The sequence below is a fragment of the Mesorhizobium sp. M1322 genome, assembly GCF_040318085.1.
GTDB lineage: Bacteria > Pseudomonadota > Alphaproteobacteria > Rhizobiales > Rhizobiaceae > Mesorhizobium.
Genome location: NZ_JAMYLP010000019.1, coordinates 59,363 through 84,483, shown reverse-complemented (window position 1 = coordinate 84,483; position 25,121 = coordinate 59,363). Strand labels below are relative to the sequence as shown.

Below are 25,121 nucleotides of genomic sequence, written 5' to 3'. Positions count from 1 at the left end.
ACGCCGAACCGCGCCGCCGCTTGCCGCGCCGACATCCCCTCGTCCGAAGCCTTCAAAACCCGCGATCGAAGATCCCCGCTCAATGCTCTTCCCATCGTCCACCTCCATCGAGGTGGATGTTGAATCAGCACAAGACGCAGCTGTCACATCACAATCGATTCATCGATCACAGGACTTGCTCTAGGTCGCGGACGAGGCTTGACGCTTTGCGCCTCTGCTGCCATTTCAGCACGATGGAACCCATCCAATCGAAAGCTGCCCAGGGCCGCGTCGCCGATGCGCCGAGCGGCCACTGGGTCTACCGCATTCTGCCGCGCTGGCTGTGGCCCTATGCGCAGCTTGCCCGGTGGGACCGGCCGATCGGCTGGCAGTTGCTGTTGTGGCCGTGCTGGTGGTCGGCAGCCCTTGCCGCAAGCGCCTATCCGCGCCCGACTGATCCACTGCTCACGCTGCTGCCGACGCCTTTGTACCTGCTGCTGTTCCTGATCGGCGCAATCGCCATGCGCGGCGCCGGCTGCACCTATAACGATCTGGTCGACCAGGACATCGACAACCAGGTGGAACGTACGCGCTCGCGGCCGCTGCCGGCGGGAAAGGTCACGCGCCTTCAGGCCTGGGCGTTTCTCGTTATCCAGGCATTGATTGGACTCGCTGTGCTTCTGCAGTTCAACAGCTTTGCCATCCTGCTCGGCATCTGCTCGCTCGCTGTCGTCGCCATCTACCCATTCATGAAGCGGTACACCAACTGGCCGCAACTGGTTCTCGGCCTTGCGTTTTCCTGGGGTGCGTTGATGGGATGGGCGGTCGAATTCGGCGATCTCGATGGCCCGCCCGTCATGCTCTATATCGGCTCGATCCTGTGGGTGATCGGCTATGATACGATTTATGCGCATCAGGACAAGGAGGACGACGCCATCGTCGGCGTGCGCTCGACCGCACGCCTGTTCGGCGACAACACCAAGACCTGGCTCGTCGGGCTTTATGGCGGGGCGCTGGTTTGCTTCGCCATCGCCTTCGCGTCGGCGCAGGCGCCCGTGCCGGCGCTGGCCGGACTGATCGCGGCCGGCGCCCATATGGCGCGGCAAATCGCAGTGCTGGACATCGACGATCCCGACCAGTGCATGCTTTTGTTCAGGTCGAACAACCAGGTCGGCTGGCTGATCTTCCTTGGCCTGATCGGCGGTGCGCTGTGGGTGGCGTTGAAGCCGCTGGTGTAGCTATTCGCGCGAAATGATCTCCTGGCCGCCAATCACCAGCCTGAGGCCGAGATCGCCGGCCCTGCGACGGGCGAGGAAGCGCGGGCGGCGCGTCGTCGAAACCCTACCCTTGCGGCGGTTCTGCGCCGGCAATGTCTTGATGGCAGCGCCAAGCGATTCCTCCAGCGTGCGGGCGACGCCGTCCGATTCGATCAGAAGCATCGGCAGACGGTAGGCATCGGCCCAGGCGCGCCAGTCGGCGGCGACATCCTCGAGATCGTCGGCCACCAGCAGCGGCACCGACAGCATCGGATCATTGTGCAGAAGCTCCAGCGTCACCGTGACATTGCCATCCGGATCCTCCATCGCGCGGGCGGCCACGCCACGAAACGCGTTGGCGGGCAGAGCGATGAATGCCGGCACGCCGCTCATCTCCAGCATGCGGCGAATGACGGCGCCACGGTGGTCGATGGTGAAGGTAACGTCGCCATAATCGTCGCGCGTGGCGTAGCTCACCACCTGCGGCAGGCGGAATGGGTCGAGGCGCATGTTGCGCCCGGCCCAGACTGGCTTCAGTCCAGTGTTCATATTGTGCCTTTCCTGTCTCTCCTGAGAGCCGGTCTTCCGGTTCTCCGGGCCGGTTTTTCCAGCCTCGTTGTGGGGAAACGTTAGCGCGGGCTTCTTATCGCAGCGCTTAAGAAAGTCGGTTAAATTTTGCTGATCTCAAGGGGATGGTTATCGGAATGCGACCATTCACAAGTCATCGAAAGGATCAGATAACCTTACCGGGATTCATGATGCCGGCCGGGTCGAAGGCCGTCTTCACCCTGCGCATCAATTCGATCGCCATCGGCGGCGCCGTCGCGATCAATTCATCGCGCTTCAGCTGGCCAATGCCGTGCTCGGCCGAAATCGAGCCGTGGAAGCTGCGCACGACATCGTGCACGGCCTTGTTCATGGCGTGATAGAGCCCGAGAAACGCTTCATCATCGCCATCGACCGGCCGGGAGATATTGTAGTGGAGATTGCCGTCGCCCATGTGGCCGAAACAGACCTCGCGCGCACCGGGGCTGACCGATTGCACGGCGCCGGCTGCCTTTTCGATGAATTGCGGGATGGCCGCCATCGGCACCGAGATGTCGTGCTTGATCGAGGCGCCTTCGGGCTTCTGCGCCTCGGGCAGCACCTCGCGGAAATTCCAGAAGGCATCGCCCTGCGCGATGGTCGCCGCAATCACCGCATCGCCGACGATCTCCTGCTCGAGGCCGGCTGAGAGCACCTCTTCGATCAGGGCCCTCGCATCCTCCGCCGAGCGGGCCGAAGAGATTTGCATCAGCACATACCACGGCCAATCGCCGGACAGCGGCCGCACGACGCCTGGCGTGTGCAGAAGCGTAAAGTCGTAGGGCCTCTGGCCGATCAGTTCGAACGCAGTGAGCGCGGCACCGGCGCGATCCATCGCCAGGCTGAACAGGGACAGTGCCGCCTCAGGTGACGACAGGCCGGCAAAGGCCACTTCGCGCCCTTTGGGTTTGGGGAAAAGCTTGAGCACGGCGGCGGTGATGACGCCGAGCGTGCCTTCAGCGCCGACAAACAGGTTCTTCAGATCGTAGCCGGTGTTGTCCTTTTTCAACTTGCGCAGATCGTCGAACACCTCGCCGGTCGGCAGCACCACTTCGACGCCGAGACAGAGCTCGCGCGCATTGCCATAGGCAAGCACGCCGGTGCCGCCGGCATTGGAAGAGAGATTGCCGCCGATCTGGCAGGAGCCTTGCGCGGCAAGCGACAGCGGAAACAGCCGGTCGGCGGCGTCGGCCGCTTCCTGCAGCGTCTGCAGGATGACGCCGGCCTCGACGGTGACCGTGTTGGACAGGACATCGATCTCGCGGATGCGGTTCAGCCGCGACAGCGACAGCACGATCTCGCGGCCGGACATATCCGGCACCTGCGCGCCGACCAGCCCGGTGTTGCCGCTTTGCGGCACGACCGGGGTTCCCGTCTCGGTCGCCCCCCCCCGGGTGGGGGGGGCCCGGGGAAAGCGGGGCCCCCGCCCCCCCCCCCCCCCCCCGCCCCCGGGCCCCCCACCCCCGGCCCGCGGCCCCCCCCCCCGGGGGGGGGGCCGGCGCGCCCCCACGACCGGGGTTCCCGTCTCGGTCGCCAGCCGCATGATGCGGCTGACCTCGTCAACGCTGCCCGGCCTCAGCACCAGCGCCGTTCGGCCATGCCAAAGGCCGCGTCTTTCGGTAAGATAAGGCGCGATGTCCTGCTGGTCGCGAAGCGCATATTTGTCGCCGACAATGGCCGCAAAGCGGTCGATGAGGGCAGGGTCGATATCCCGGGATATGTCGTTCATGGATTGAAACTATGGTGCTCAATCAATCTTGTCACGCGGGGCGGCGGCGCGCGAAAGTCGGTCGTTGATCGCCTCGCCCAGCCCGTCGAAAGGGATCGGCTCGACCGCGATTGTCTTGGCGCCGCTGCGATCGAGATCCTGCATGTGGGCAAAGAGGTTGGCCGCGGCCTCGCGCAGGTCGCCGGTCTCGGACAGGTTGCGCAAGGCGGCAGCGCCTTGCCAGCCTTCGGCGCGGCGGGGGCCGAACGCCAGCAAGGCTTCGCCCTTTGCGACTTTTGCGGCGTTGACCCGCACCGCGGCACCCGGCGCGTAGTGCGAGGCGAGCATGCCCGGCGCCTCGATGCCCCCCGTACCACGCAGCAGCGTCGTGCCGGCGGCCGCTTCGATCTCCTCGGCGGCAATGCCTCCCGGTCGCAGCAGCCGCAGCTTTCCGCCCTCGATCTTGACGATCGTCGATTCGAGCCCGACCGACGTCGCGCCGCCATCGACCACCAGCTTGATTTTTGCACCGAGATCCGCCGCCACGGCCTCGGCCGTCGTTGCACTGATCCTGCCTGAGGAATTGGCGCTGGGGGCTGCAAGCGGGCGGCCGAGCCTGGCGATCAGTTCGCCGCCAAAGCCTTTCGGCATGCGCAGCGCGATCGTATCGAGCCCGGCGGTGACCAGCGGATGAATGCCGTTGCCAGGCCGCTGCGGCAGCACCAGCGTCAGCGGTCCCGGCCAGAATGTCTGCGCCAGTCTTTTCGACAGCGGATCGAACAGCGCGAGGCGCTCGGCCATCGCCAGATCGGCGACATGGGCGATCAGCGGGTTGAAGCGCGGCCGGCCCTTGACCTCGAAGATGCGCGCCACGCCAGCGTCATTGGTGGCGTCGGCGGCCAGCCCGTAGACGGTTTCCGTCGGAATGGCGACGACATCGCCGCCTTCGAGTAGCGTCAGCGCCCGCTCCATCGCCTCGCCGGCGGCAACTATCTCAGCCACTCTCATCACCTGACAGATGCGGGACCTCACAGATGTGGTGCGTAGTACGGTGACGTTCACGGGGCAAGTCCGGGCGCTGGCGAATTACCAAATCGCTAAAATGCCAGCTTTCCTCGCAAGCCCGCATCAATTCCCGCATGATATGGTGCCGGCTTGTTGGGCAAGGGGAACTATCATGGTCTGGGTGCGTATCCTGGGAGCGCTTGGTCTCACTCTGGCGACGGGCACAGCACAGGCTTCGTCCTTCGCTGTGCTCGGTGCACCATCCTCGACGCCGTCCATCGTCAGGCTCAGAGCGCCTGAACCGGTGAAGGAGGCTGGGAACTCCTCGACGCCATCGATCGTGGCGCTCGGCGAACCAGTGCCTGATGTTACCTATGAAAAAGTTTCTGCGATCCCGAGCCAGCCCAAGCCCAAGCATGATTTCATGCAAAGCCCGATGATCATTCGCGGCGGCATCGTCGGCGACGCCTTCGCAAAGCCGGCTCCCAGCGCCGCACCTGCCGCGACAACCGCTGCCGCAGCACCTGGGGCGGCCACTAGATCCGACAAAAAGATAACGGCAACGAGCAGCCCGCCTGAGCCCGCAACGCCACAGCCAACGCCCATTCCCGAGATCGAACAGGCCAGATAGCCGTTCAAGGTCAGGACGGCGCTCGCCTAATTTGCCAAGCCTCAGCCGGCGATTTTCGAGAAATCCGCAACCTGGTCGGTCGCTGCCCGGATGCGTGCCAACAGTGCGAGGCGGTTAGCACGCACGGCCTGGTCCTCATCATTCACGAGAACGCGTTCAAAGAATGAATCAACCGGTTCACGCAACGCGCTAAGCGCCAGCATGGCGGCGGAAAAGTCTTCGTTGTGAATCGCTTGGCTGGCTTCCTTCTCGGACTGATTCACCGCGGCAAACAGTGATTTCTCGGCCTCTTCCCGGAATAGAGCCGGCTCAACACGTTCGGCGATCGTCGTTTTCTTCTTCTCTTCGGCGGCCAGGATGTTGGCCGCACGCTTGGTGCCGGCCAGCAGGTTTTTACCATCCTCGGTGTCGAGGAAGGAGCCGAGTGCTCCGACACGGCGGACGATTTGCAGGAGATCGTCGTTCGGCGATTGGCCAATCTCCCCCCTTGAGGGGGAGATGCCCGGCAGGGCAGAGGGGGGCATCGTAGAGCGCCCTTCCCCGACAGAATTTTGAGACACCGGCGGGACAGCGCCCCCCTCTGTCGGCTTCGCCGACATCTCCCCCTCTAGGGGGGAGATTGGGCGCGAGCCCGCCGACAACACCGCATCTATCAAATCATGCCGCGCGCCTTGGTCGCGGAGATAGACCTTCAGGCGGTCGTGGAAGAAGACGAGGAGATCGACGCTAAAGGGCCGTCCGGACGCGAGATAATTCGCCATCTGGTAAGCGCGGTCGAAGAGAGATGTCAGCGCAAGCCGGACACGATTCTCAACCAAAATCCTAATCACTCCCAGCGCTGCCCGGCGCAGTGCATAGGGGTCCTTTGACCCAGTCGGCTTTTCGTCGATCGCCCAGAACCCGACCAGCGTATCCAGCTTGTCGGCGAGCGCGACGGCAATCGAAACCGGATCGGTCGGCACGCGGTCTGACGGGCCTTGCGGCTTGTAGTGTTCCTCGATGGCGGCGGCGACGGAAGGATGCTCGCCTTGCAGCAACGCATATTTGCGGCCCATGGCGCCCTGCAGTTCCGGGAACTCGCCGACCACCTCGGTGGTAAGATCGGCCTTGGCCAGAACGGCAGCGCGACGTGCGAGTGCGCTAATCTCCCCCCTTGAGGGGGAGACGTCGCCGACGGCCAAAGAGGGGGTCGGCACGTCCTGACGCGACGCCCTATTATGGACAAAGGATGCCGGCGCATCACGCGCAGCGACCCCCTCTGGCCTACCGGCCATCTCCCCCTCAAGGGGGGAGATTGCGCTCGCCACGATCGGCGCCAACTCCTCGGCAAGCCTCCTGATCCGCTCCACCCGCTCACCCTGCGTGCCAAGCTTGGCGTGGAAGGTGACGCCGAGATGGTCGAGGCGGGCCATGCGCTGGTCGAGCGGCTTTTTGAGATCGAGCCCGAACTTTTCGGCCGATGCCTGCAACTGGTCGAGATCAGGGAGGTCGCCCTGGTCGGTCTTCCAGAAATAGAGCGCGTCGGAGAGGCGGGCGCGCACCACCTTGCCGTTGCCGTGGGCGATCTCCTTGCCGCCATCCCTGGCCTCGATGTTGGCGGTCAGGATGAAGCGGTTGGAAAGCGCTTCACCGACGTCCTGCGGCCGCGTCACAAAGCACTTCTGGTTGGCGCGGATGGTCAGCCGGATCACCTCGGCCGGAATGGCGAGAAAGTCCTGCTCGAATTCGCCCATCAGCACGACAGGCCATTCGACAAGGCCAGACACTTCCTCGAGCAGGCCCTCGTCCTCGACCAGATCGAGCCCGTTGGCGAAAGCGAGATTCCTTGCGTCGGAAAGGATGATCTCCTTGCGCCGATCGGCGTCGAGCACGACCTTCGCCGCCTCCAGCTTGGCGGCATAGTCGTCGAAGCGGCGCACGGTGATCGCGCCCGGCGCATGAAAACGGTGTCCGTAGGTGACGTTGCCCGAGCGGATGCCGTCGATCTCGAAATCGACGACCACCGGCTCCTCGGTCTCCGGGCCGAAGGTACAGAGGATGGATTGCAGCGGCCGCACCCAGCGCAACGATCCGGGTTTCGCCGAGGCCGGCCCCCAGCGCATCGATTTCGGCCATGGAAAGCCGCGGATGATGCCCGGCACCAGCTCGGCGATGATTTCTTCAGCCGCCCTGCCCGGCTTCGCGATGTGGGCGACATAGAAATCGCCCTTCTTCGGATCGGCATGGACATGCGCCTCGGCGATCGAGGAGAGACCGGCCTTGCGCAGAAAACCCTGGACCGCCTGTTCGGGCGCCTTGGTCGAGGGTCCCTTGATCTCCTCGCTGATGTCCTTCGAGCGCGCGGTCACGCCGCGAATGTCGAGCGCCAACCGGCGCGGCGTCCAATATTCGCGCGCCGCCTCATACGTCAGCCCGGCGTCGACCAGACCGTCGGTCATCATCTTCTTCAGGTCGCCCGCCGCCTTGCGCTGCATACGCGCGGGAATCTCTTCCGAACGGAGTTCTAAAAGCAGGTCGGGCATTGATTGTGCTCACGCGGCAAAATGGTCCGGCGGGGCATAGCAACTCGGCTGGCCGCTGTCACCCTTCCCCATGCAATCGGCGCATCTACCGACGATTTCCAAAAACATTCCGCTGCCTGTCGGGTCGAAGCGGCGTCATCCGTCCTTGGGTCAAAGATTTCCATGAACCGAACGCAGCGCTGAAGCGACCGACGCTCAGGCAGAGAACTATTGGCTGAACGACCATGAAGAAGGCATCGACATTCCTGCAGATCCTCGCGCTCAGCGCCTGTTTCGCGGCGCAGGCTCATGGCACGTTCACGATGCCTGGCGTTAGACAAGCGCTGCGGACAATGGCTGGCTCCAGCGGCCAAGGCGTATTGCCAATCAGCGCTTCGGTCGAAATCGCAAATAGCCTCTAAGCCGCCAGCCCGCCAGCCTGCGTCAGCAAAAACGCCTCGCCGCAGGCTTTGGCCAGATTGCGTACCCGCAAGATGTAGCTCTGCCGCTCGGTGACGGAAATTACGCCACGCGCATCGAGCAGGTTGAAGACGTGGCTAGCCTTGATGCACTGGTCGTAGGCCGGGAATACCATCCGGTGGTATCCCTCCCCCTTGAGGGGAGGGTGGCCAGACAAAGTCTGGCCGGGAGGGGTCGCTCGGACAGTGCTCGACGTCCTACTTGCGGTGCCTTCTGAGGCAACCCCCTCTGCCCGCTTCGCGGGCATCTCCCCCTCGAGGGCGGAGAAGGGCGCGCCGGCGTTGAGCAGCGCCTTGCACTCGGCTTCGGCGTCCTCGAAATGCCGAAGCAGCATCGCGGTGTTGGCGAATTCGAAATTGTGGCGCGAATATTCCTGCTCGGCCTGCAGGAAGACGTCGCCATAGTTCACCTTGTCGGCGCCCTCGCGGCCGTTGAAGTTGAGGTCGTAGACATTGTCGACGCCCTGCACATACATGGCCAGCCGCTCCAGCCCGTAGGTGAGCTCGCCCGCCACCGGCGCGCATTCGATGCCGCAGACCTGCTGGAAATAAGTGAACTGCGACACTTCCATGCCGTCGCACCAGCACTCCCAGCCCAGCCCCCAGGCGCCGAGCGTCGGGCTTTCCCAGTCGTCCTCGACGAAGCGGATGTCATGCAGAAGTGGATCGACGCCAATGGCCGACAGCGAGCCGAGATAAAGCTCCTGCAGATTAGCCGGGTTCGGCTTCAGGATCACTTGGTACTGGTAATAGTGCTGAAGCCGGTTCGGGTTCTCGCCGTAGCGCCCGTCCTTGGGCCGGCGCGAAGGCTGCACATAGGCCGCGTTCCAGCGCTTTGGCCCGAGCGCGCGCAGCGTCGTCGCCGGATGGAACGTGCCGGCGCCAACTTCCATGTCGTAGGGCTGGAGAACGATGCAGCCATAGTCAGCCCAGTAGTTATGCAAGGTCAGGATCAGCCCCTGGAACGAGCGGCTGGGATGCATATGGGCTGGGATATCAACAGTCACGGCGGCCTCGACGGGAAAGGCGGGAATGCGGCACCTGTTGGATCAGGCCGCATGGTCTTGTCCCGAAAAGTCTGCAACTTTTTGCTGCGCTGACCTTCGGTTCGGGATCAGGCTCTAGAGCGCCGCCCGTCAAGCGTCAAGGCGAAGGGTCAGCCCTTTGGCGCGGGCGCCGCTTCGGGCTTGACCTTCGGGGTTTCCTGCGCCGTGTTGGATTCGATTGGCGGCAGACCCTTCAGCAGTTTCTGCTGCAAGGCGGCGAGCACGTCGGGGTCCGGCTTCAGGTCGCGGGCCTGGTTCCACTGGAAGGTCGCTTCCAGCCTGCGGCCGACGCGCCAATAGGCATCGCCGAGGTGATCGTTCAGCACCGGATCTTCCGGCTTCAGCGACACGGCACGCTCCATTTCGCGCACAGCGTCTTCAAACCTGCCCAGGCGGAAATAGGCCCAGCCCAGCGAATCGACGATGTAGCCGTCGCTCGGCCTGAGGTCGACGGCCTTCTGGATCATCTGAAGGCCTTCCTCGAGGTTGATGTTCATGTCCACCCAGGAATAGCCGAGATAGTTCAGAACCTGCGGCTGGTCGGGGAACAATTCCAGCGCCTTGCGGAAATTCGGCTCGGCCTTGGGCCACTCCTTCAGCCGCTCATAGGCGATGCCGCGCTGGTAGAAAATATTCCAGTCGGCGCGGGTCGGGGCCTTCAGCACGGCCACCGCCTTGTCATAGAGACCGGCCGCGGAGCGGAAATCCTCCTTCGAGGCATAGACGCCACCGAGCGCCTGATAGGCGCGCATATCGTCGGGATGCGCTTCGACGAGGGCCTTCAGATGGGCGATGGCCTCGTCATAGCGGTCGAGATCTGCAAGGTTGAGGCCGAGCTGCAGTTCCGAAAGCGGCTTCAGCGGCGAACTGGCCGGGATGCGGCGGTAGAAGGCGATGGCGCCCTCGCCGTCCTTCAACTGCTCGGAAACGGCGGCGAGCTGGACAAGGGCCGCGTCGCTGTCGGGCCGCAGTGCCAGGGCATATTGCAGATAGAGGCGGACGAACGGCTCGCCGCCACCGCGATTGAGCGCGGTGGCGAGATCGAGCAGAATTTCCGAGGCGCCGTCGGACGGGCCGGCAACGAAGGGTTCGACCTTATCGCCCTTGGTGATCCCGTCGCGAAGCGCTGATATCTCAACCTTGCCGGGTGCAAATGCCTCGGCCTGATCGAGCACGGACAGCGCCTTGTCCTTGTCGCCCTTGCGGGCAAGAAAGGAGGCATAGGCCTGGGCGTTGCGCATCCAGGTTTCGGGCGCGGCGCTACCGGTTGCGGTGTCCTGCAAGGTGGCGGCGTAGATCGCATCCGCCTTTTCGGGCAGGCCCGACGCATCGGCGATCAGCGCGCGATGGAAGGATTTGAAGAGGCCGAACCAGTCCGGGCCCTGCAGCCTGTCGATGGAGGCCATGGCCTCGCTGGCGTCGCCGGCGCCCTGCTTGGCCCAGCCGGTCATAACGCCGGAGATCAGCCGGTCGAGGTCGGATTCGAGCGAAAGCTTGAGCCAGTACTCGGCCTTGGAAAAGTCCTTCTTGTGAAAGGACCCGACGGCCAGCGCCAGGCGCGAGAACCGCTCGACGTCGGGAACCGTCTTGAGCTTGTCGGCATAGACCAGGGATTCTTCGAAGCGCCCTTGCGCGATCAGCGACAGCATCAGGCTTTGCTGCAACGAGGTATCCTCGGGAGCGAAGGCGAGCGCCTGCTTGTAGTAGGCGATGGCGCTGTCGAGATCATTGTCGCCTTCGGCGACCCGCGCGGCAAGATAGGCCCCCGAGAACGATGTGATATTGACTGGCTCGGTGGTCTCTTTGGCATAGGCAGGCAGACCGGAGATCGCCATACCTGTCACAATTGCCAGCCCTGTCAGCCAGCGCGCACATCCTTGCCGCATCGTATCCCTTTCAGTCAAAGCCATGCCCGCCTCAGGGGGATCGCCGTAGACTCGATCTTTTCCAGGCAAAGCATGGCCTTTTTGGGGTCATGCTTCAACCCGGTCCGAATTCACAATCGGGTCACGCGATTAAAAACCACGCTAGGAGCGCCCAACTGCGACCGTCGACCGCGCTTTGCCGGCCTGGCATGCTGCCGTTGTCCTGCTGCAGAACCGGCACCCCGATGCCGCGCAGATTTTCGCCGAGAGTGGCGCGGTGGGCTAGCAGACAGATTTTTGGCACCCTCGAAAGAGCTTCCTGGCCACGCTTTGGAGCACTCTTGCGCTTGAAGACCGAGTACCGTGGTTCGTCTTGGCATCATCCATAACGCTGCCAAAACTAAGAAGTTCGGTGTTTGAGGTCGTTTAAGGTAGCTTTAAATCACGAGTTGGAACTCCAATCGGAGCGCCGTGCCGGCCAAATGCCGGCGATGCCGTTCAGTTCACCCGGCTGATGCAGAAATCGATGACGTCGATCAGCGCCGACTTCTGCGGCGTCGCTTCGAGCGGCGCCAGCGCGTCGCGGGCGATCTCGCCGAAATGGCCGGCGCGCCCGATAGTGTCAGCGATCGCGCCGTGGCGGGTCATCAATCCGATCGCCTTTTCCAGCCCGGCGTCGTCGGTGACATTGTCCTCGATGGCGCGCTTCCAGAAGGTGCGCTCGGCCTTGGTGCCGCGCCGGTAGGCGAGGATCACCGGCAGCGTCACCTTGCCTTCGCGGAAGTCGTCGCCGACATTCTTGCCCAGATCCTTGCTGGTGCCGCCATAATCCAGCGCATCGTCGATCAGCTGGAAGGCAAGCCCGAGATTCATGCCATAGGAGCGCAGCGCCGCGCGATCATTTCGCGTCGCCTGGGCGATGACCGGACCGACCTCGGCGGCGGCCGAGAACAGGGCCGCGGTCTTGGCCTTGATCACCGCGAAATGCTCATCCTCGGTGGTTTCGAGGTTTTTGGCGGCGGCGAGCTGCATCACCTCGCCCTCGGCAATGATAGAGGCGGCGCTGGACAGGATGTCGAGCGCTTCCAGCGAACCGACATCGACCATCATGCGGAAAGCCTGGCCAAGCAGGAAATCGCCGACCAGCACGCTCGCCTGGTTGCCCCAGATCATGCGGGCGGTCTTCTTGCCGCGCCGCATGCCGCTCTCGTCGACGACATCGTCGTGGAGCAGCGTGGCCGTGTGCATGAACTCGACTGATGTGGCGAGCTTGACATGGCCCTCGCCGGAATAGCCGAACATCTGGGCTGAGGCGAGCGTCAGCATCGGCCTCAGCCGCTTGCCACCCGAAGAGATCAGGTGGTTGGCAATCTCCGGGATCATCTCGACGTCGGAACCGGCCTTCGACAGGATCAATTTGTTGACGCGCCCCATATCGGTCGCCGTCAGATCGATGAGATCCTTGATGGATGCGGCTTCCCGCTTCCCGTTTTCGATGTTGAGAACGACACCCATGACAAACTCCCGTCTTAAGTCACGCGCACGACGGCACCCCGATACCGCTGCAGACTCTAGGGCGGTACCCACAGGCACGGCAAGAGGCGATTTGGCGCGGTCGAGGTGGCGATGGGAGCCACCCACGTTTACATAGACGCTGCAACCTGCGAGTTTCGTCCGATGATAGAGCTTATCCGCACCAACGATGCCGTGATCATCTCCTTTGTCGAATCGCTGATGCGCGATGCCGGTATCGGCTGTTTCGTCGCCGACCAGAACATGAGCGTGCTCGACGGTTCGATCGGCATCCTGCCCAGGCGCATCATGGTCGACGCCGACCAAGCCGATGCGGCGCGACGCATCCTGACCGATGCCGGCATCGCCAACGAGATGCGCCAGAAATAATGGCCGCGGCGCGCGCCACCCTTGTCCAGGACACGCCGGCCCATACGGTCGATGCCTTTCATCGCGGGCGGTTTTGGCTGGTGCAGCCGAAACAGGCCGGCCATCGCGCCGGCATGGACGCCATGATGCTGGCCGCTTCCGTGCCGTCCTCCTTCACCGGGCGCCTTGCCGATTTCGGCGCGGGTGCTGGCGCCGCAGGCCTGGCCGTGCTGTCGCGCTGTCCTGATGCCGAGGCCGTGCTCATCGAACGGTCTCCGGAGATGGCTGCCTTCGCCGCGACGACGCTTGCCCATCCCGGCAATGCGCATCTCAACGACCGCGCTTCGGTGATCGCCGCCGACGTCGCGCTGTCGGGCCAGGCGCGAACAGCCACTGGGCTTGCCGACAACTCCTTCGATTTCGTGATCATGAACCCGCCCTTCAACGCCGCCGAGGATCGCGCCACGCCCGACCCGCTCAGGAAGGCGGCGCATGTTATGGAAGATGGGCTGTTCGACAGCTGGATCCGAAGTGCGGCTGCCGTGGTCAGGCCGCGCGGCGGTCTTGCCGTCATTGCCAGGCCCGATCAACTCGGCGCCATCCTCGATGCGATATCGGGCCGCTTCGGCGACGCCGAGATGCTGGCGGTCCATCCTCGCCCTGAGGCAGCGGCGATCCGCATTGTCGTCAGGGCAATACTCGGCGCACGCGGAAAGCTGTCGATTCGCCCGCCGCTGATGCTGCATGCACAATCGGGCGACGGCCCGACCGAGCGGACCGAGATGATCAACAACGGGCTGGCTTCGCTGTTCGGCGACTGAGCGTTTTTCTACCGGCCGGCGGCGCGGCATTGCCGTTGGCCGGCGAATCCCTACATGCCTTCAAGCCAATTTGACCGGAGACCCCGTGAAACGCTTCCTCAACCGCCTGCTGCCGAAATCCTGGCGCTCCGACATCGTCGTCATTCCCGTCATCCGGCTGCACGGCACGATCATGCCCGGCGGCGGCCAGTTCCGGCCGAGCCTGTCGCTCGCGTCCACTGCCGGCCCTATCGAGAAGGCGTTTTCCTTCGATGCGCCCGTGGTCGCCATTTCGATCAATTCGCCAGGCGGCTCGCCAGTGCAGTCGCGGCTGATCTTCAGACGCATCCGCGACCTGGCGACCGAGAAGAACAAAAAGGTTCTGGTCTTCGTCGAGGACGTGGCGGCTTCGGGCGGCTACATGATCGCGATCGCCGGCGACGAGATCTTTGCCGATCCGTCCTCCATCGTCGGTTCGATCGGCGTGGTGTCGGCCTCGTTCGGCTTTCCCGAGCTGTTGAAGAAGATCGGCGTCGAGCGCCGCGTCCATACTGCCGGCCAGAACAAGGCGGTGCTCGATCCGTTCAAGCCCGAGAAGAAGGAAGATATCGAGCGGCTGAAGGCGCTGCAGCTCGATGTCCACGAGACCTTCATCGATCTCGTCAAGGACCGGCGCGGCCCCAAGCTCAAGGACGACCCGGACCTGTTCACCGGCCTGTTCTGGACCGGTAAGAAGGGGCTGGAGCTCGGCCTTGTCGATGCGCTCGGCGACATGCGCAGCGTGCTGAAGACCCGTTTCGGGCCAAAAACCCAGCTCAAGCTGATCACGGCGCCGCGCGGCCTGTTCGGCCGGTTCGGCTGGTTCGGCTCGAGCAGCGGGGGTTTTTCGGCGCCCGAGATCGCCGCGGCTGCCGCAAGCGGCGTGATCGATGCGGCGGAAGAGCGCGCGCTATGGGCGCGCTTCGGACTTTGAAAAACCGGTAAAAGCGTTTAATTTAAAAGCTTGACCGACCCGACCGGCCGCCGTAGCCGACTTTGTGAGGGAGGAGTTTGACATGCCACAGATCATTTTCTTCATCGCAGTCGGCGTTCTCGCCTATTTCGGCTATCGCTCCTTCATCAGGGAAGCCGAGCGCGTGACGGCCAAGATACGGCGCACCGAAAAGCAGGCGACCAGCGGCACAATGGGCACGCTGGTCAAGGACCCGAAGACCGGCGAATACCGTCTGGCCAAGGACTGACATCATTCCGCTCGCGACTGACACAGCGGATTCCGGCATCACCGTCCGGGCATTGCATGCATATGCCAAGATAAATCTCGCGCTTCACGTCACCGGCAGGCGCGCCGATGGCTATCACCTGATCGAGAGCCTGGCGGTGTTCACGCGCTTCGGCGACAGGGTCGAGATCGAGATTGCCGACAGCGACGGGTTTTCCGTGTCGGGCCGATACGCCTCCGCGGTCCCGTTCGACGACAGCAATCTGGTCGTGAAAGCGCGCGACGCGTTGCGAGAGCAGGCCGGTCAGCGGCATATGCCGCCGGTCGCCATCAGGCTCGAAAAGAACCTGCCGGTCGCGTCGGGCGTCGGCGGCGGGTCGAGCGACGCCGCAACGGTGCTGCGCGGGCTGGCGGAGACATGGAGACTGGACCTCGACGACGCCGACCTGGCGCGGATCGGCCTCTCGCTGGGCGCCGACGTTCCCATGTGCCTCGCGGCAAAGCCATTGATCGCGCGCGGCGTTGGCGACGAACTGTCGGCCGTGCCGGGCTTTCCCGCACTCGGGCTGGTTCTCGTCAATCCCGGCACTGCCATCTCCACGGCCGACGTGTTCAATGCACTTTCCGATCGCAACAATGAGGGACTGCCGCCGCTGCCGCGCAGCCTCGACTTCCACAGTATCCGCAACTGGCTGGAGATCACCCGCAACGATCTCGAGCCCGCGGCGCGGGCGATCCAACCCGCCGTCGGCAAGGCGCTGTCGGTGCTCAACAAGGCCGGAGCCGGGTTCGCCCGAATGTCCGGTTCCGGCGCAACCTGCTTCGGGCTGTTCGAGACAGGCAATGTCGCCAAGCGCGCGGCCGTCGATATCCGCAGCCGCCATCCCGACTGGTTCGTCGCCGCGACGCGAAGCATGACATCGGAGCCTGATACGCATGGCCAGGATTGACGAGAGCCGCTCCTTCATTCCCGTGCGCATCGCGGTGCTGACCGTTTCCGATACGCGCAGCCTCGCCGACGACAAATCCGGCGAGACGCTGGCCAACCGCATCGTGGAGGCCGGCCATATCCTGGCCGCCCGCGACATCGTCACCGACGACCGCGAGAAAATTCGAGACAAGGTTCTGGGCTGGTCGAGGGACGAAGCGATCGATGTCGTCATCACCACCGGCGGCACCGGCTTTACCGGTCGCGATGTGACGCCGGAGGCGCTGGAGCCGATCTTCGAAAAGCGCATGGATGGCTTTTCCGAAGTGTTCCACCGCATTTCCTACGACAAGATCGGCACTTCGACGATCCAGAGCCGGGCGACCGGCGGCATCGTCAACGCGACTTTCGTTTTCGTGCTGCCGGGTTCGCCCGGCGCCTGCAAGGACGCCTGGGACGGCATTTTGAAGCCGCAGCTCGACTACCGGCACATGCCCTGCAACTTCGTCGAGATCATGCCGCGCCTGGACGAGCATCTGCGACGCGGCGGCGCCAAGACAAGTTAGGCCAAGCTCCCAAGGCTGTTTCGGGGCCAAAAAATCAGCGAATAACCGGCTCGCCGTGGAAGCGCCGGCGCGAGGGCAGCGAGACGCCGAAGCCGACTTCCATCATCAGCCGCGGTTTGCGCGTCGGCACGGTGCCCATGTGGAAGCCGAAGGGATCCTCGACAAAGCCCAAACCTGCCTCGCCGGTCAGCGTAATCGGGCTCTGCGCGCCGTAGACGTTCAGAACCTCTTCCGCGGGATGGCCGACGAGGAGTGTCAACTGGTGCTTGAGGGCGCGGCGGTTGTGGCTGCCGCGGACATAGACATGCGGACCAGTCTCGGCATCGACCGGATTGAGATAGAAGAAGAATTTCAGCATCCGCCAATCGTCGAGATCGAAGTGGTATTTGCCAAGCGACGCCAGGTCCTTCTCGGCGTCGGAGACGGAGCTCGTCGGAAAGCTCCACCAGACGCGCGTGGTGATCAGCTTCGCCTGGCTGCCGAGGTAATGGGCGGCGATGTCGAGAAGCAGCGGATCGCGCTGCACGGTAAGCGCAGCATTGCAGCCGAGAACCCGCTCGAAAAAGTGGCCGCTGAGCAAGGGACGACCGAAGTGCTTCTCGGCGTCGGCGTGCTCGGCCGGCAGGAACTCCAGCCGTCGGTCGAAATTGCCGAAGCAAGGCGTGCGCTGCGCAAAGCTGGCGATCTCCTCGTGGACGGACGACGGCAGGGCAAGCCCGGAAAAGAGACCGTCCGAGCGGAGCGCGCCGACCACGGCATCACGATCGACGCCGGTGAACATCGTCTCCTCAGCTTTTTGTGCCGGTCGAACCGGTTTTGCGCCACGCCAATGCAACCGCCGCCCCGGCATGGTGCGCGCCAGCATGAACATCGGCAGCCATGCCGGATTCTCGCGAAGATCCGACAGATAGGTTGGAATCCGCACGGCAATGCGGCGCAGCAGGCTGCCGTTTCGAGCGATCGACTCGAGGCTTGCAGCACCGGATTTGTCAGGGCTTGAAAGGGCCATCACGATCCTCAGCTATGAGGGCAGCGTCGACGAAGCGTCGGCCGCTCACCGCTCAGGCGTTACCCATAACCGATCCGCCCGCATCGAAGGAATGGTAACCCCCGGCTAGATTTTGTGCAATGCACAATGAAAGGAGCTGTCGCAAACTTTCCGGCAAGCTTGACGGAGCATTAAGGCTCTTTGATTTCGCGACAACGCGTGTTTTGAGCGAGGTGGAACGAAGAGGTTGCGCACCGTGGAGAAGACTCGCGACGAGGCGATCAAACCCCGTCGAGAATGATGATCGTCGGCCGGTCGGGCAAGGTCTTCAGCGAAACCGTCAGCGACCGGCCGGAGAGGAATTCCACCGCGAAATCTTCACCCATCCTGCCTGTGAATTCGCTGATCGGGGTGGCATGGCGATGCATCGGCAGGATCATCGAGGAATAGAGCCGCGCGGTGATTTCGGTCATCCGGTCGAGCGACAGCGTCATGCCGCCGTCGATAGGCACCATAAGGATGTCGAGCCTGCCGATGGCGCCGTAATGCGCGTCCTCCAGCCGGTGGTGCAGATGGCCGATGCAGAGCCCCGCCACTTCGAAGATGAAGATGGAATTGCCGTCCTTGCCGAGATCGCCGCCATTGCGGATGTCCGTGGGCACGTTGCGGATGTAGACATCGTCGACGACAAGCGCGTGGCGCGCCGGACCGCCGTCGGGATTCCAACCGCGCAGCACATATTCGATGCCGGGATCCGGATGGTCCGAATAATGAGTGCGGTGGGCCTTGTTCATGGTCACCACGCGCGGCAGCGGGTCAGCGCCGTAGACGCCGGAAAAGTCGGTGGCGATCCTGACGCCGGCGGGCGTCTCGATGATGTAGGTCGAATGGCCGGCATAGGTGATCGTAACGTCGCCGTCGACGAAAGCCTGGGCCAGCAGAGGCGTCTGCGCCTTTGGCGCTGTGAAGCTGGCATAGGTGGCCGACGGCAGCGCTTGGGCGATCGCAACGCATCTCGATGGCGGCGGCTCTTCCTGGGCCGATGCGGCGAATGGCCACAAAGCCAGAGTCAGCAGAACGGCGACAGATAGGCGGAGCATGACTGCCTCCCGCGGCAGGATCGGCGCGCTCATGCCACGATAGCGCTAGCAATTGTGATGGCTATCGTCGGGACAGTCACGTTTTCGCGAGCGCCGGAGGGGCTGGTCGTCTGGACCTTTTGTCCCGACTTGCGCGACAAATCGCGTGGAATGGGACGCGCCACGGCCCTGCCGCCCCCGATGATATCGTCAGCGATCAGGGCGTCGGACGGAAGACGCCGTTCTCGTCGCGCTTGAGCGGCGCCTTCTGCCGGGAAAGCGGCACACCAGGCGCCTCGGTGACCGAAACGCCCTCCGTCCAATCGGCGGGTGCAATAGCGATGTAACGCGCATATCCGCCTGACCCGCCAAGCGGCTTGGCAAAGCCGATTGTGACCAACGCACCGGCCTCTGGCACCTTGTCGAGGTTTGCAACGCCTTCTGCTTGCGTGAAATCGTTGTGAAGCAGCCAATGTTCGCCTTCGAGATTGGGCGTGGTGTCGGTGTCGAGCGGCTCATGACCATGAAACAGAATCTTCCGCTCCAGATGCAAAAACTTCAGCGCGTCCAAACTGACGCCTGGAAACGGCTTCTGGTTGAAGCGGGCGGCATCGGACCATTTCTTGTACCAATCCGAACGCACGAAGACGACCGAACCCTCCGGTATGCGGCCGTGCTCCTTTTCCCATTCTTCGATGTCGGCGACCTGGAGGTGATAGCCTTCGTCAGTCTGCACCTTGCCGCTGACGTCAATCACGACGAGCGGCCGCACGGCATAAGTGGCCGGCAGGTCGCTGATCGTTGCACCGAGTGGGTTCCAATGGGAGGGTGGATCGAGCTGCGTGCCATATTGGTCCGTCGACAACTCATAGGCGCTCGCAACGAAGCCATGCTTGTCGTAGGTGAACTCTTCGCCGGCCTTGACGTAGCCCTCAATGTCCTTCCCGGCGACCGTCGGTTTGAACTTGGCATTGGCGAAGCCCGGCCATACAGGCTGCACCGGCTCGAAGGCATGGGTCAGATCGATATACTTGGCCGATTTGAGCGTGTTCTCATAAACCGACCAAAGGGACGATTCCTGCGCCACCGCGATCGTCGGCACTGACCAAGCAGCTCCTAGCAAGGCGATACGAACGAATTGAGATACATTCATCTGCAATCTCCCCGAAATGTCGCCGAGTATCGCGAGTTTCCCGCAGGACGACAAGCATTGCATTCTCCCAGGAGTGTCGGGCCAATACGGCTTCCATCCTGCCGCTTTCCGCCCACGGCTTGCGCGCCGCCTCATCCCAGCGGAGGACGCGCTCTTCCCTCGCCCGCTTACCGTAGAGGGAAGCCCCTCACTTCACAGGCGCCACCCAAATCTCGGCGTCGAGCCTCTTGGTCGCGAGGCCGCGGGCGATGGCCTCGGCGCTGCGGGCGTTTTTCGCCAAGGCCGCGGCCTGACGCTTGCTGATCACCAGCCCTTCGGCCAGTGCCCGGTTTCCCGAAAACACCCGCGACAGGAACGGCACGCGATTGCCGCGCGCCCGCGAGAACCGCGCCGGCATGGTTTGCCGAGCCGTGTGGGCGACGACCTCGTCGATCCAGCCCTCCGCCAATCGCGCGCCCGGCTCCAGCAGCAGCAGCCAGTCGCCCTTGGCCTGCTTGATGCCGGCAGCAATGCCGCCGCTCGCCACATAAAGGCAGCCGGCATGTTCGGCAACGCGGTGCGTCTGGTCCGTCGAGCCGGTGTCGCAGACGATGACATCGCGCACCACGCCCTCGACCGCGCCGCCGATCAGCGAGGCGAGCGTGCGGGCAAGTCTCTCTTCGTCGTTCAGGGTCTGGATGAGAACGCTGAGCATCGTTAGCCGAATAGCTGAAAGCCGGGCGCAGCGCCAGTTTTTGCGACGCATCATAAAAATGTTCTTGATTTGTTCCAGTCAGTAAAATAGGATTATTTTCATGAACAGCGCGATTCGACAGCCAGCCGACAGTCCTTGGGAGAGGGCGAAAATGGAACAGATCGTGCGTGCCGACATTGCTGCCTTCGGGGCTGGAAGAGCCGAGATGGCCAATGCAATGATCGAGCAGAGTGGCGTCCGTATCCGTCCGGAGCGCAATCGCGGCCGGTCCGCCGGCATCAATCCGTCCGGTCGGTTTGAACCGGTCAGCCGGCATGTGTTCGACGATGGCTGGAATTCGCTGGAGGAGCTGCCGCCGTTCAAGACCGAGGTGCAGGTCGAGAAGCCGCGCACCATCATCACCCGCAACGAATCGCCCGACATTTCCTTCGACCGTTCGATCAATCCCTATCGCGGTTGCGAGCATGGCTGCGTCTATTGCTTCGCGCGGCCGACGCACAGCTTCATGGGCCTGTCGCCGGGGCTGGATTTCGAATCGAAGCTTTTCGCCAAGCCGGATGCGGCGCGGCTGCTCGACAAGGAACTGTCGAAGGACGGCTATCAGCCGCGCACCATTGCCATCGGCACCAACACCGATCCCTACCAGCCGATCGAGAAGCAGTACCGGATCATGCGCGAGATCCTCGAAGTGCTGGAGGCGCGCGGCCATCCGGTCGGCATCGTCACCAAATCCGCGCTGGTGACGCGCGACATCGACATTCTGTCGCGCATGGCCGAACGCGGGCTGGCCAAGGTGGCGCTGTCGGTGACGACGCTCGACCGCATGCTGGCCAGAACAATGGAGCCGCGCGCGTCGACGCCGACCAAGCGGCTGGAGGCGATCAGGCAGCTTTCGGATGCCGGCATTCCGGCCTCGGTCATGGTCGCACCGATCGTCCCCGGACTGACCGACCAGGAGATGGAGCGCATCCTTGATTCCGCCTACGCGGCGGGCGCGCGTGAGGCTGGCTACGTCCTGCTGCGCCTGCCGCTAGAGGTCGCGCCGATCTTCAAGGATTGGCTGCTGCGCCATTATCCGGACCGCTACCGTCACGTGATGTCGCTGATCCGCTCGATGCGCGACGGCAAGGATTACGATTCGGAATGGGGCAAGCGCATGAAAGGCTCCGGCCCCTATGCCTGGCAGATCGGCCGGCGCTTCGAGATAGCCGCCAAAAGGCTTGGCCTCAATGCCGAGCGGCGGTCGCTCAGGACCGACCAGTTCGTCGCCGCAGCCAAGGCAACCGAGCAACTGATGCTGCTTTGAAGACATCGTGTGCCGCCGCTGCCGGCGGCACGTGAAAAATCCCGTCCGGCCTGTCCTGTCCCCGGGCTTGCAGACGGTGCCCTCCGGGTCCGGTGCCCCACCGACCCGGAGGGGCTTGCGGAGAATCGGAGCCGATGCGAACCTCGCCGCAACATGGCTCGCGCGCGCTCTGATTCTCCGCTTCTCTTCGAAATCGTCGAGAGACCCGATTTCTCCTTCGAGACGAAGGCGATGACGGAGGGCCTGGGGCCGGTGGCGGGAATGGACGAGGCCGGCCGCGGCCCGCTCGCCGGGCCGGTCGTCGCGGCGGCGGTGGTGCTCGATCCCGCTAACATTCCCGACGGCCTCGACGATTCCAAGCGCCTCAGCCATCTGCAGCGCGAGGCGCTGTTCCTGAAAATCCTCGGCTCCGCTCTTGGCGTGTCGATGGCTTCGGTCAGCGCGGAAGGCATCGATGGCAGCAATATTCTCAAGGCCAGTCTGGAGGCGATGCGTCGCGCATTGGTCGGGCTCTCGGTGCAGCCAAAGCTGGCCTTGGCCGACGGGCGCGACGTGCCACCCGGACTGCCATGTGAAGGCAGAGCGCTGATCAAGGGCGACCAGCGCTCGCAGTCGATCGCCGCCGCCTCGATCGTCGCCAAGGTGATGCGTGACCGGATGATGTGCGGCTGCGGCAGCCATCACGCGCATTACGGGTTCGAACTCCATATGGGCTATGCGACGCTCCGTCACCGCACCGCGATCGAGATGCATGGACCGGTGGCGCGGCTGCACCGCGCGTCCTTCGCACCGTTCCGGCTTGGCGGAACCGAAGTGCTCGATGAAGAGAGCCTTTCGGGCCTGGATTGAGCGACGGTCCACCGCCGCGCTTTCGTGCCGAATGGTGGAGATTGGCGAAAGCGGCGATGAGGGTAATCTCCCCCCTTGAGGGGGAGATGGCCGGCAGGCCAGAGGGGGTAGCCGCGCGCAAAGCGCCCACCTTGTCTTTCGTCCTACATGGCGTCGCGCCAGCCGAGGCGACCCCCTCTATCGCCTTCGGCGACATCTCCCCCTCAAGGGGAGAGATTACCCGCAGCCGCTTTCGCCCAACAAAAAGCCGCCCGGTTTCCCAGGCGGCTTTCGATGAATCTCTCGATAAAATCGCTTAATTCAGCTTCGACTTCACGTCCTGAAGCGAGGCCTTGAACAGGTCGGCGCCGGCGTTTGCGTCGATCTTGCCGGCGAGCAGCGTGCGTGCGGCTTCGACGGCGATATCGACGGCGCTGGCGCGCACCTCGCTGATCGCCTCGCGCTCGGCCTGACCGATCTTCTGTTCGGCAAGTGCGGTGCGCCGGGCGACATAGTCCTCGGTCTTCTTGTGCGCCTCGGCAGCCAGCATGTCGGCCTCGCGCTTGGCGGCGGCGACGATGTCGGCGGCCTCCTGCTCGGCTTCCTTGCGCTTGCGCTGGTATTGGCCGAGCAATTGCTGGGCCTCCTCGCGCAGCCGGCGCGCTTCTTCAAGCTCATTGCTGATCTTGTCGGCGCGGGCGTCGAGCGCCTTGGCGATCAGCTTAGGCACCTTGATGTAGACGGCAATGGCCAGGAAAATGACGAGGGCGACGGTGGCCCAAAGTGTCGCGAGTGATGTGGCGTCCATGATGCGCTCCTCACCGGGCCACGGATTTGACGGCTGCCGCGATCTCGGCCTTGCTGGCCTTGCCGCCGACAAGCGCCTCGACGATGGCCGAAGCGGTGTCCTCGGCGATCGTGCCGACTTCCTTCATGGCATTGGCCTTGATGGATGAAATGCGAGCCTCGGCTTCGCCAAGCTTCTGGTCGAGAGCAGCCTCGACCTTCTTGCGGGCGGCCTCGGCTTCCGCCTTGGCGGCATCGTTGGCCTGCTGGCCGATCGCATTGGCCTTGGTCTTGGCCTCCGCCAGTTCCTGCTCATAGGCGGCAACGGCGGCATCGGCCTCGTCCTTCAGCCTGGCGGCGTGGTCGAGATCCTGCGTGATGCGGTCGTTGCGGACATCGATGATGCCGCCGACACGCGGCATCACCACCTTCTTCAGGAACAGGTAGAACAGCCCGAAGGTGATCGCCAGCCACAGAAGCTGCGACGGGAATGTCGCCGGATCGAATGGCGGGAACACGCCGTGCGCCTCGGCAGGCACGCCGGTGCCGGAATGCGTATCGCCTTCCGTGCCGGTATGGCCGCCTTCGACGGCGGGCGCGGACTCTTGCGCAAAGGCAGATGTCACGAACATGGACTATCCCCTGATATCAGGCCTGCCGCCGATTGCGGCCGGCCTGTCCAATTCCCAATGTTAGCCGACCAGGGGCTCAGCCGAACAGGGCCAGAAGCGCGATGAGAAGGGAGAAGATGCCCAGCGCTTCGGTCACGGCGAAGCCAAAGATCAGGCGGCCAAACTGGCCATCCGCGGCCGACGGGTTGCGCAACGCGCCCGCCAGATAGCTGCCGAAGATGTTGCCGAGGCCAATACCGGCGCCACCCATGCCGAGGCATGCGATGCCAGCGCCGATGAACTTTGCTGCTTCTGCTTCCATGTGTTCAACTCCTTTGGATCTAAAATTCCGTTGCAATTCCATCCGGCAGCAATGCCGAAACTCTTGGCCAGCCTGGGCGTCAGTGCCCGGGATGCAGGGCGTCGTTCAGATACATGCAGGTCAGCACGGCAAAGACGTACGCCTGCAGGAAGGCGACCAGCAATTCTAGCGCCGTCAGCGCCACGGCCATCGCCAGCGGCAGGACCGATCCCGCAATGCCGAGCGTGCCAAGCGCGCTCAAGCTCACAACGAAGCCCGAGAACACCTTCAGCGTGATGTGGCCGGCCAGCATATTGGCAAACAGACGAACCGAGAGGCTGACCGGGCGCGAGACGAAGGAAATCACCTCGATCAGCACCACCAGCGGCAGCAGGTAAATCGGCACGCCATGCGGGACGAACAGTTTCAGGAAACCGAGGCCGTGCTTCATGAAGCCATAGACGACGACGGTTCCGATCACCAGCGCGGCAAGGCCGAAAGTGACGATGATGTGGCTGGTGACGGTGAAAAAATACGGGAAAAGACCGAGCAGATTGGCAACGAGCACGAACATGAACAGCGAAAATACCAAGGGGAAGAACTTCATGCCTTGGGTTCCGGCTGCGTCCCTCAGCATGTTGCCGACGAATTCGTAGGCCATTTCCGAGACCGACTGAAGACGGGTGGGGACGAGACTGCGGCTCGAGGTGCTGAGATAGAGGAACGCCGACGCAACGGCGACGGTCGCGACCATGAAGAGCGCCGAATTGGTGAATGACAGGTCGTAGCCGCCGATCTCGATCGGAATCAGCTTGCTGATATGGAACTGGTGAATCGGATCGACCTTGTCAGCAGCCACTTTAAATCCCCATCAAAGCCGAACGCGGCTTTAGTGTCCTGTTCACTGCGCCGGCAAACGGCGCCTC

The 25,121-nt window shown here is 63.5% G+C and carries 26 protein-coding genes and 1 pseudogene; 11 read left to right on the top strand and 16 right to left on the bottom strand.

The features are described from left to right. A pseudogene (locus NKH12_RS10290) lies at positions 1-95 on the bottom strand (IS630 family transposase); the annotation flags it as partial. A gap of 138 nt (positions 96-233) precedes the next feature. Between NKH12_RS10290 and ubiA the strand changes: the two are divergent. Next, positions 234-1,217 (top strand): 4-hydroxybenzoate octaprenyltransferase, encoded by a 984-nt coding sequence (ubiA, locus tag NKH12_RS10285; protein WP_352953004.1) that lies wholly within the window; start codon positions 234-236, stop codon positions 1,215-1,217. Here the strand turns inward: ubiA and NKH12_RS10280 are convergent, their stop codons facing one another. The 3 genes from NKH12_RS10280 to NKH12_RS10270 all read right to left on the bottom strand — a co-directional run bounded on the left by NKH12_RS10280 (position 1,218) and on the right by NKH12_RS10270 (position 4,530). Then, a complete protein-coding gene (locus NKH12_RS10280; protein ID WP_352953003.1) occupies positions 1,218-1,784 on the bottom strand; it encodes a DUF6101 family protein in 567 nt (188 codons plus the stop codon). It abuts the gene before it with no gap. Positions 1,785-1,968: 184 nt separating this feature from the next. Beyond that, positions 1,969-3,549, bottom strand: coding sequence for an FAD-binding oxidoreductase (locus tag NKH12_RS10275; protein ID WP_352953002.1), 1,581 nt, complete (start codon positions 3,547-3,549; stop codon positions 1,969-1,971). 18 nt (positions 3,550-3,567) lie between these two features. After that, positions 3,568-4,530, bottom strand: a complete 963-nt coding sequence (locus tag NKH12_RS10270) for an L-threonylcarbamoyladenylate synthase (RefSeq protein WP_352953001.1) — start codon at positions 4,528-4,530, stop codon at positions 3,568-3,570. A 175-nt stretch (positions 4,531-4,705) separates the two neighbouring features. On the opposite strand from NKH12_RS10270, the gene NKH12_RS10265 reads away from it, so the two are divergent. Beyond that, positions 4,706-5,164, top strand: coding sequence for a hypothetical protein (locus NKH12_RS10265; protein WP_352953000.1), 459 nt, complete (start codon positions 4,706-4,708; stop codon positions 5,162-5,164). 41 nt (positions 5,165-5,205) lie between these two features. Here NKH12_RS10265 and glyS read toward each other — a convergent pair whose 3' ends face one another. After that, entirely contained in the window at positions 5,206-7,686 is a 2,481-nt protein-coding gene (gene glyS / locus NKH12_RS10260) for a glycine--tRNA ligase subunit beta (protein ID WP_352952999.1), read from the bottom strand. Positions 7,687-7,910: 224 nt separating this feature from the next. Here glyS and NKH12_RS10255 point away from each other — a divergent pair, with 224 nt between their 5' ends. Beyond that, a complete protein-coding gene (locus tag NKH12_RS10255; RefSeq protein ID WP_352952998.1) occupies positions 7,911-8,087 on the top strand; it encodes a hypothetical protein in 177 nt (58 codons plus the stop codon). Here NKH12_RS10255 and NKH12_RS10250 read toward each other — a convergent pair. The 3 genes from NKH12_RS10250 to NKH12_RS10240 form a co-directional block, all read right to left on the bottom strand. Then, positions 8,084-9,151, bottom strand: a complete 1,068-nt coding sequence (locus NKH12_RS10250) for a glycine--tRNA ligase subunit alpha (protein WP_352952997.1) — start codon at positions 9,149-9,151, stop codon at positions 8,084-8,086. The genes NKH12_RS10255 and NKH12_RS10250 overlap by 4 nt on opposite strands. 149 nt (positions 9,152-9,300) lie before the next feature. Further along, complete coding sequence (locus NKH12_RS10245) at positions 9,301-11,076, bottom strand: tetratricopeptide repeat protein (protein ID WP_352953009.1); 1,776 nt, start codon at positions 11,074-11,076, stop codon at positions 9,301-9,303. Positions 11,077-11,553: 477 nt separating this feature from the next. Next, positions 11,554-12,570, bottom strand: a complete 1,017-nt coding sequence (locus NKH12_RS10240) for a polyprenyl synthetase family protein (RefSeq protein ID WP_352952996.1) — start codon at positions 12,568-12,570, stop codon at positions 11,554-11,556. 162 nt (positions 12,571-12,732) lie between these two features. Between NKH12_RS10240 and NKH12_RS10235 the strand changes: the two genes are divergently transcribed. The 6 genes from NKH12_RS10235 to moaB all read left to right on the top strand — a co-directional run bounded on the left by NKH12_RS10235 (position 12,733) and on the right by moaB (position 16,449). Next, a complete protein-coding gene (locus NKH12_RS10235; protein ID WP_027152315.1) occupies positions 12,733-12,957 on the top strand; it encodes a putative signal transducing protein in 225 nt (74 codons plus the stop codon). Then, entirely contained in the window at positions 12,957-13,757 is an 801-nt protein-coding gene (locus NKH12_RS10230) for a tRNA1(Val) (adenine(37)-N6)-methyltransferase (RefSeq protein ID WP_352952995.1), read from the top strand. Before NKH12_RS10235 ends, NKH12_RS10230 begins: the two co-directional genes overlap by 1 nt. An 85-nt stretch (positions 13,758-13,842) precedes the next feature. Then, positions 13,843-14,709 (top strand): S49 family peptidase, encoded by an 867-nt coding sequence (locus tag NKH12_RS10225; RefSeq protein WP_352952994.1) that lies wholly within the window; start codon positions 13,843-13,845, stop codon positions 14,707-14,709. An 82-nt stretch (positions 14,710-14,791) separates the two neighbouring features. Then, positions 14,792-14,977 carry a hypothetical protein gene (locus tag NKH12_RS10220; RefSeq protein ID WP_352952993.1) on the top strand — a complete coding sequence of 62 codons (186 nt, stop codon included), beginning with the start codon at positions 14,792-14,794 and terminating at the stop codon, positions 14,975-14,977. A 37-nt stretch (positions 14,978-15,014) separates the two neighbouring features. Beyond that, positions 15,015-15,905, top strand: coding sequence for a 4-(cytidine 5'-diphospho)-2-C-methyl-D-erythritol kinase (locus NKH12_RS10215; RefSeq protein ID WP_502910773.1), 891 nt, complete (start codon positions 15,015-15,017; stop codon positions 15,903-15,905). Further along, the gene (moaB, locus tag NKH12_RS10210) at positions 15,892-16,449 is read left to right on the top strand and encodes a molybdenum cofactor biosynthesis protein B (protein ID WP_352952991.1); all 558 of its coding nucleotides are present in this window, start codon (positions 15,892-15,894) and stop codon (positions 16,447-16,449) included. Before NKH12_RS10215 ends, moaB begins: the two co-directional genes overlap by 14 nt. 34 nt (positions 16,450-16,483) lie before the next feature. Here the strand turns inward: moaB and NKH12_RS10205 are convergent, their stop codons facing one another. The 4 genes from NKH12_RS10205 to NKH12_RS10190 all read right to left on the bottom strand — a co-directional run bounded on the left by NKH12_RS10205 (position 16,484) and on the right by NKH12_RS10190 (position 20,363). Further along, the gene (locus NKH12_RS10205; protein ID WP_352952990.1) at positions 16,484-17,458 is read right to left on the bottom strand and encodes a phytanoyl-CoA dioxygenase family protein; all 975 of its coding nucleotides are present in this window, start codon (positions 17,456-17,458) and stop codon (positions 16,484-16,486) included. A gap of 260 nt (positions 17,459-17,718) precedes the next feature. After that, positions 17,719-18,537 (bottom strand): MBL fold metallo-hydrolase, encoded by an 819-nt coding sequence (locus tag NKH12_RS10200; RefSeq protein ID WP_352952989.1) that lies wholly within the window; start codon positions 18,535-18,537, stop codon positions 17,719-17,721. 196 nt (positions 18,538-18,733) lie between these two features. After that, a complete protein-coding gene (locus NKH12_RS10195; RefSeq protein WP_352952988.1) occupies positions 18,734-19,618 on the bottom strand; it encodes a cyclase family protein in 885 nt (294 codons plus the stop codon). 238 nt (positions 19,619-19,856) lie between these two features. Further along, positions 19,857-20,363: a glycosyltransferase gene (locus tag NKH12_RS10190; protein ID WP_352953008.1), complete on the bottom strand. Its 507-nt coding sequence runs from the start codon at positions 20,361-20,363 to the stop codon at positions 19,857-19,859. A 151-nt stretch (positions 20,364-20,514) separates the two neighbouring features. Between NKH12_RS10190 and NKH12_RS10185 the strand changes: the two genes are divergently transcribed. Together NKH12_RS10185 and rnhB are read left to right on the top strand one after the other, a co-directional pair. Then, positions 20,515-21,669 (top strand): PA0069 family radical SAM protein, encoded by a 1,155-nt coding sequence (locus NKH12_RS10185; protein ID WP_352952987.1) that lies wholly within the window; start codon positions 20,515-20,517, stop codon positions 21,667-21,669. A gap of 153 nt (positions 21,670-21,822) precedes the next feature. Continuing rightward, positions 21,823-22,518: a ribonuclease HII gene (rnhB, locus tag NKH12_RS10180; RefSeq protein WP_352952986.1), complete on the top strand. Its 696-nt coding sequence runs from the start codon at positions 21,823-21,825 to the stop codon at positions 22,516-22,518. Between the two features lie 295 nt (positions 22,519-22,813). Here rnhB and NKH12_RS10175 read toward each other — a convergent pair whose 3' ends face one another. The 4 genes from NKH12_RS10175 to NKH12_RS10160 all read right to left on the bottom strand — a co-directional run bounded on the left by NKH12_RS10175 (position 22,814) and on the right by NKH12_RS10160 (position 25,054). Beyond that, on the bottom strand, positions 22,814-23,305 hold the full coding sequence (locus NKH12_RS10175) for a F0F1 ATP synthase subunit B (RefSeq protein ID WP_352952985.1): 492 nt from the start codon (positions 23,303-23,305) through the stop codon (positions 22,814-22,816). A gap of 10 nt (positions 23,306-23,315) precedes the next feature. Continuing rightward, positions 23,316-23,915 (bottom strand): F0F1 ATP synthase subunit B, encoded by a 600-nt coding sequence (locus NKH12_RS10170; RefSeq protein ID WP_352952984.1) that lies wholly within the window; start codon positions 23,913-23,915, stop codon positions 23,316-23,318. 76 nt (positions 23,916-23,991) lie between these two features. Further along, positions 23,992-24,216, bottom strand: a complete 225-nt coding sequence (locus NKH12_RS10165; RefSeq protein ID WP_023799397.1) for a F0F1 ATP synthase subunit C — start codon at positions 24,214-24,216, stop codon at positions 23,992-23,994. 79 nt (positions 24,217-24,295) lie between these two features. Then, the gene (locus NKH12_RS10160; RefSeq protein WP_352952983.1) at positions 24,296-25,054 is read right to left on the bottom strand and encodes a F0F1 ATP synthase subunit A; all 759 of its coding nucleotides are present in this window, start codon (positions 25,052-25,054) and stop codon (positions 24,296-24,298) included. Positions 25,055-25,121 lie beyond the last annotated feature (67 nt).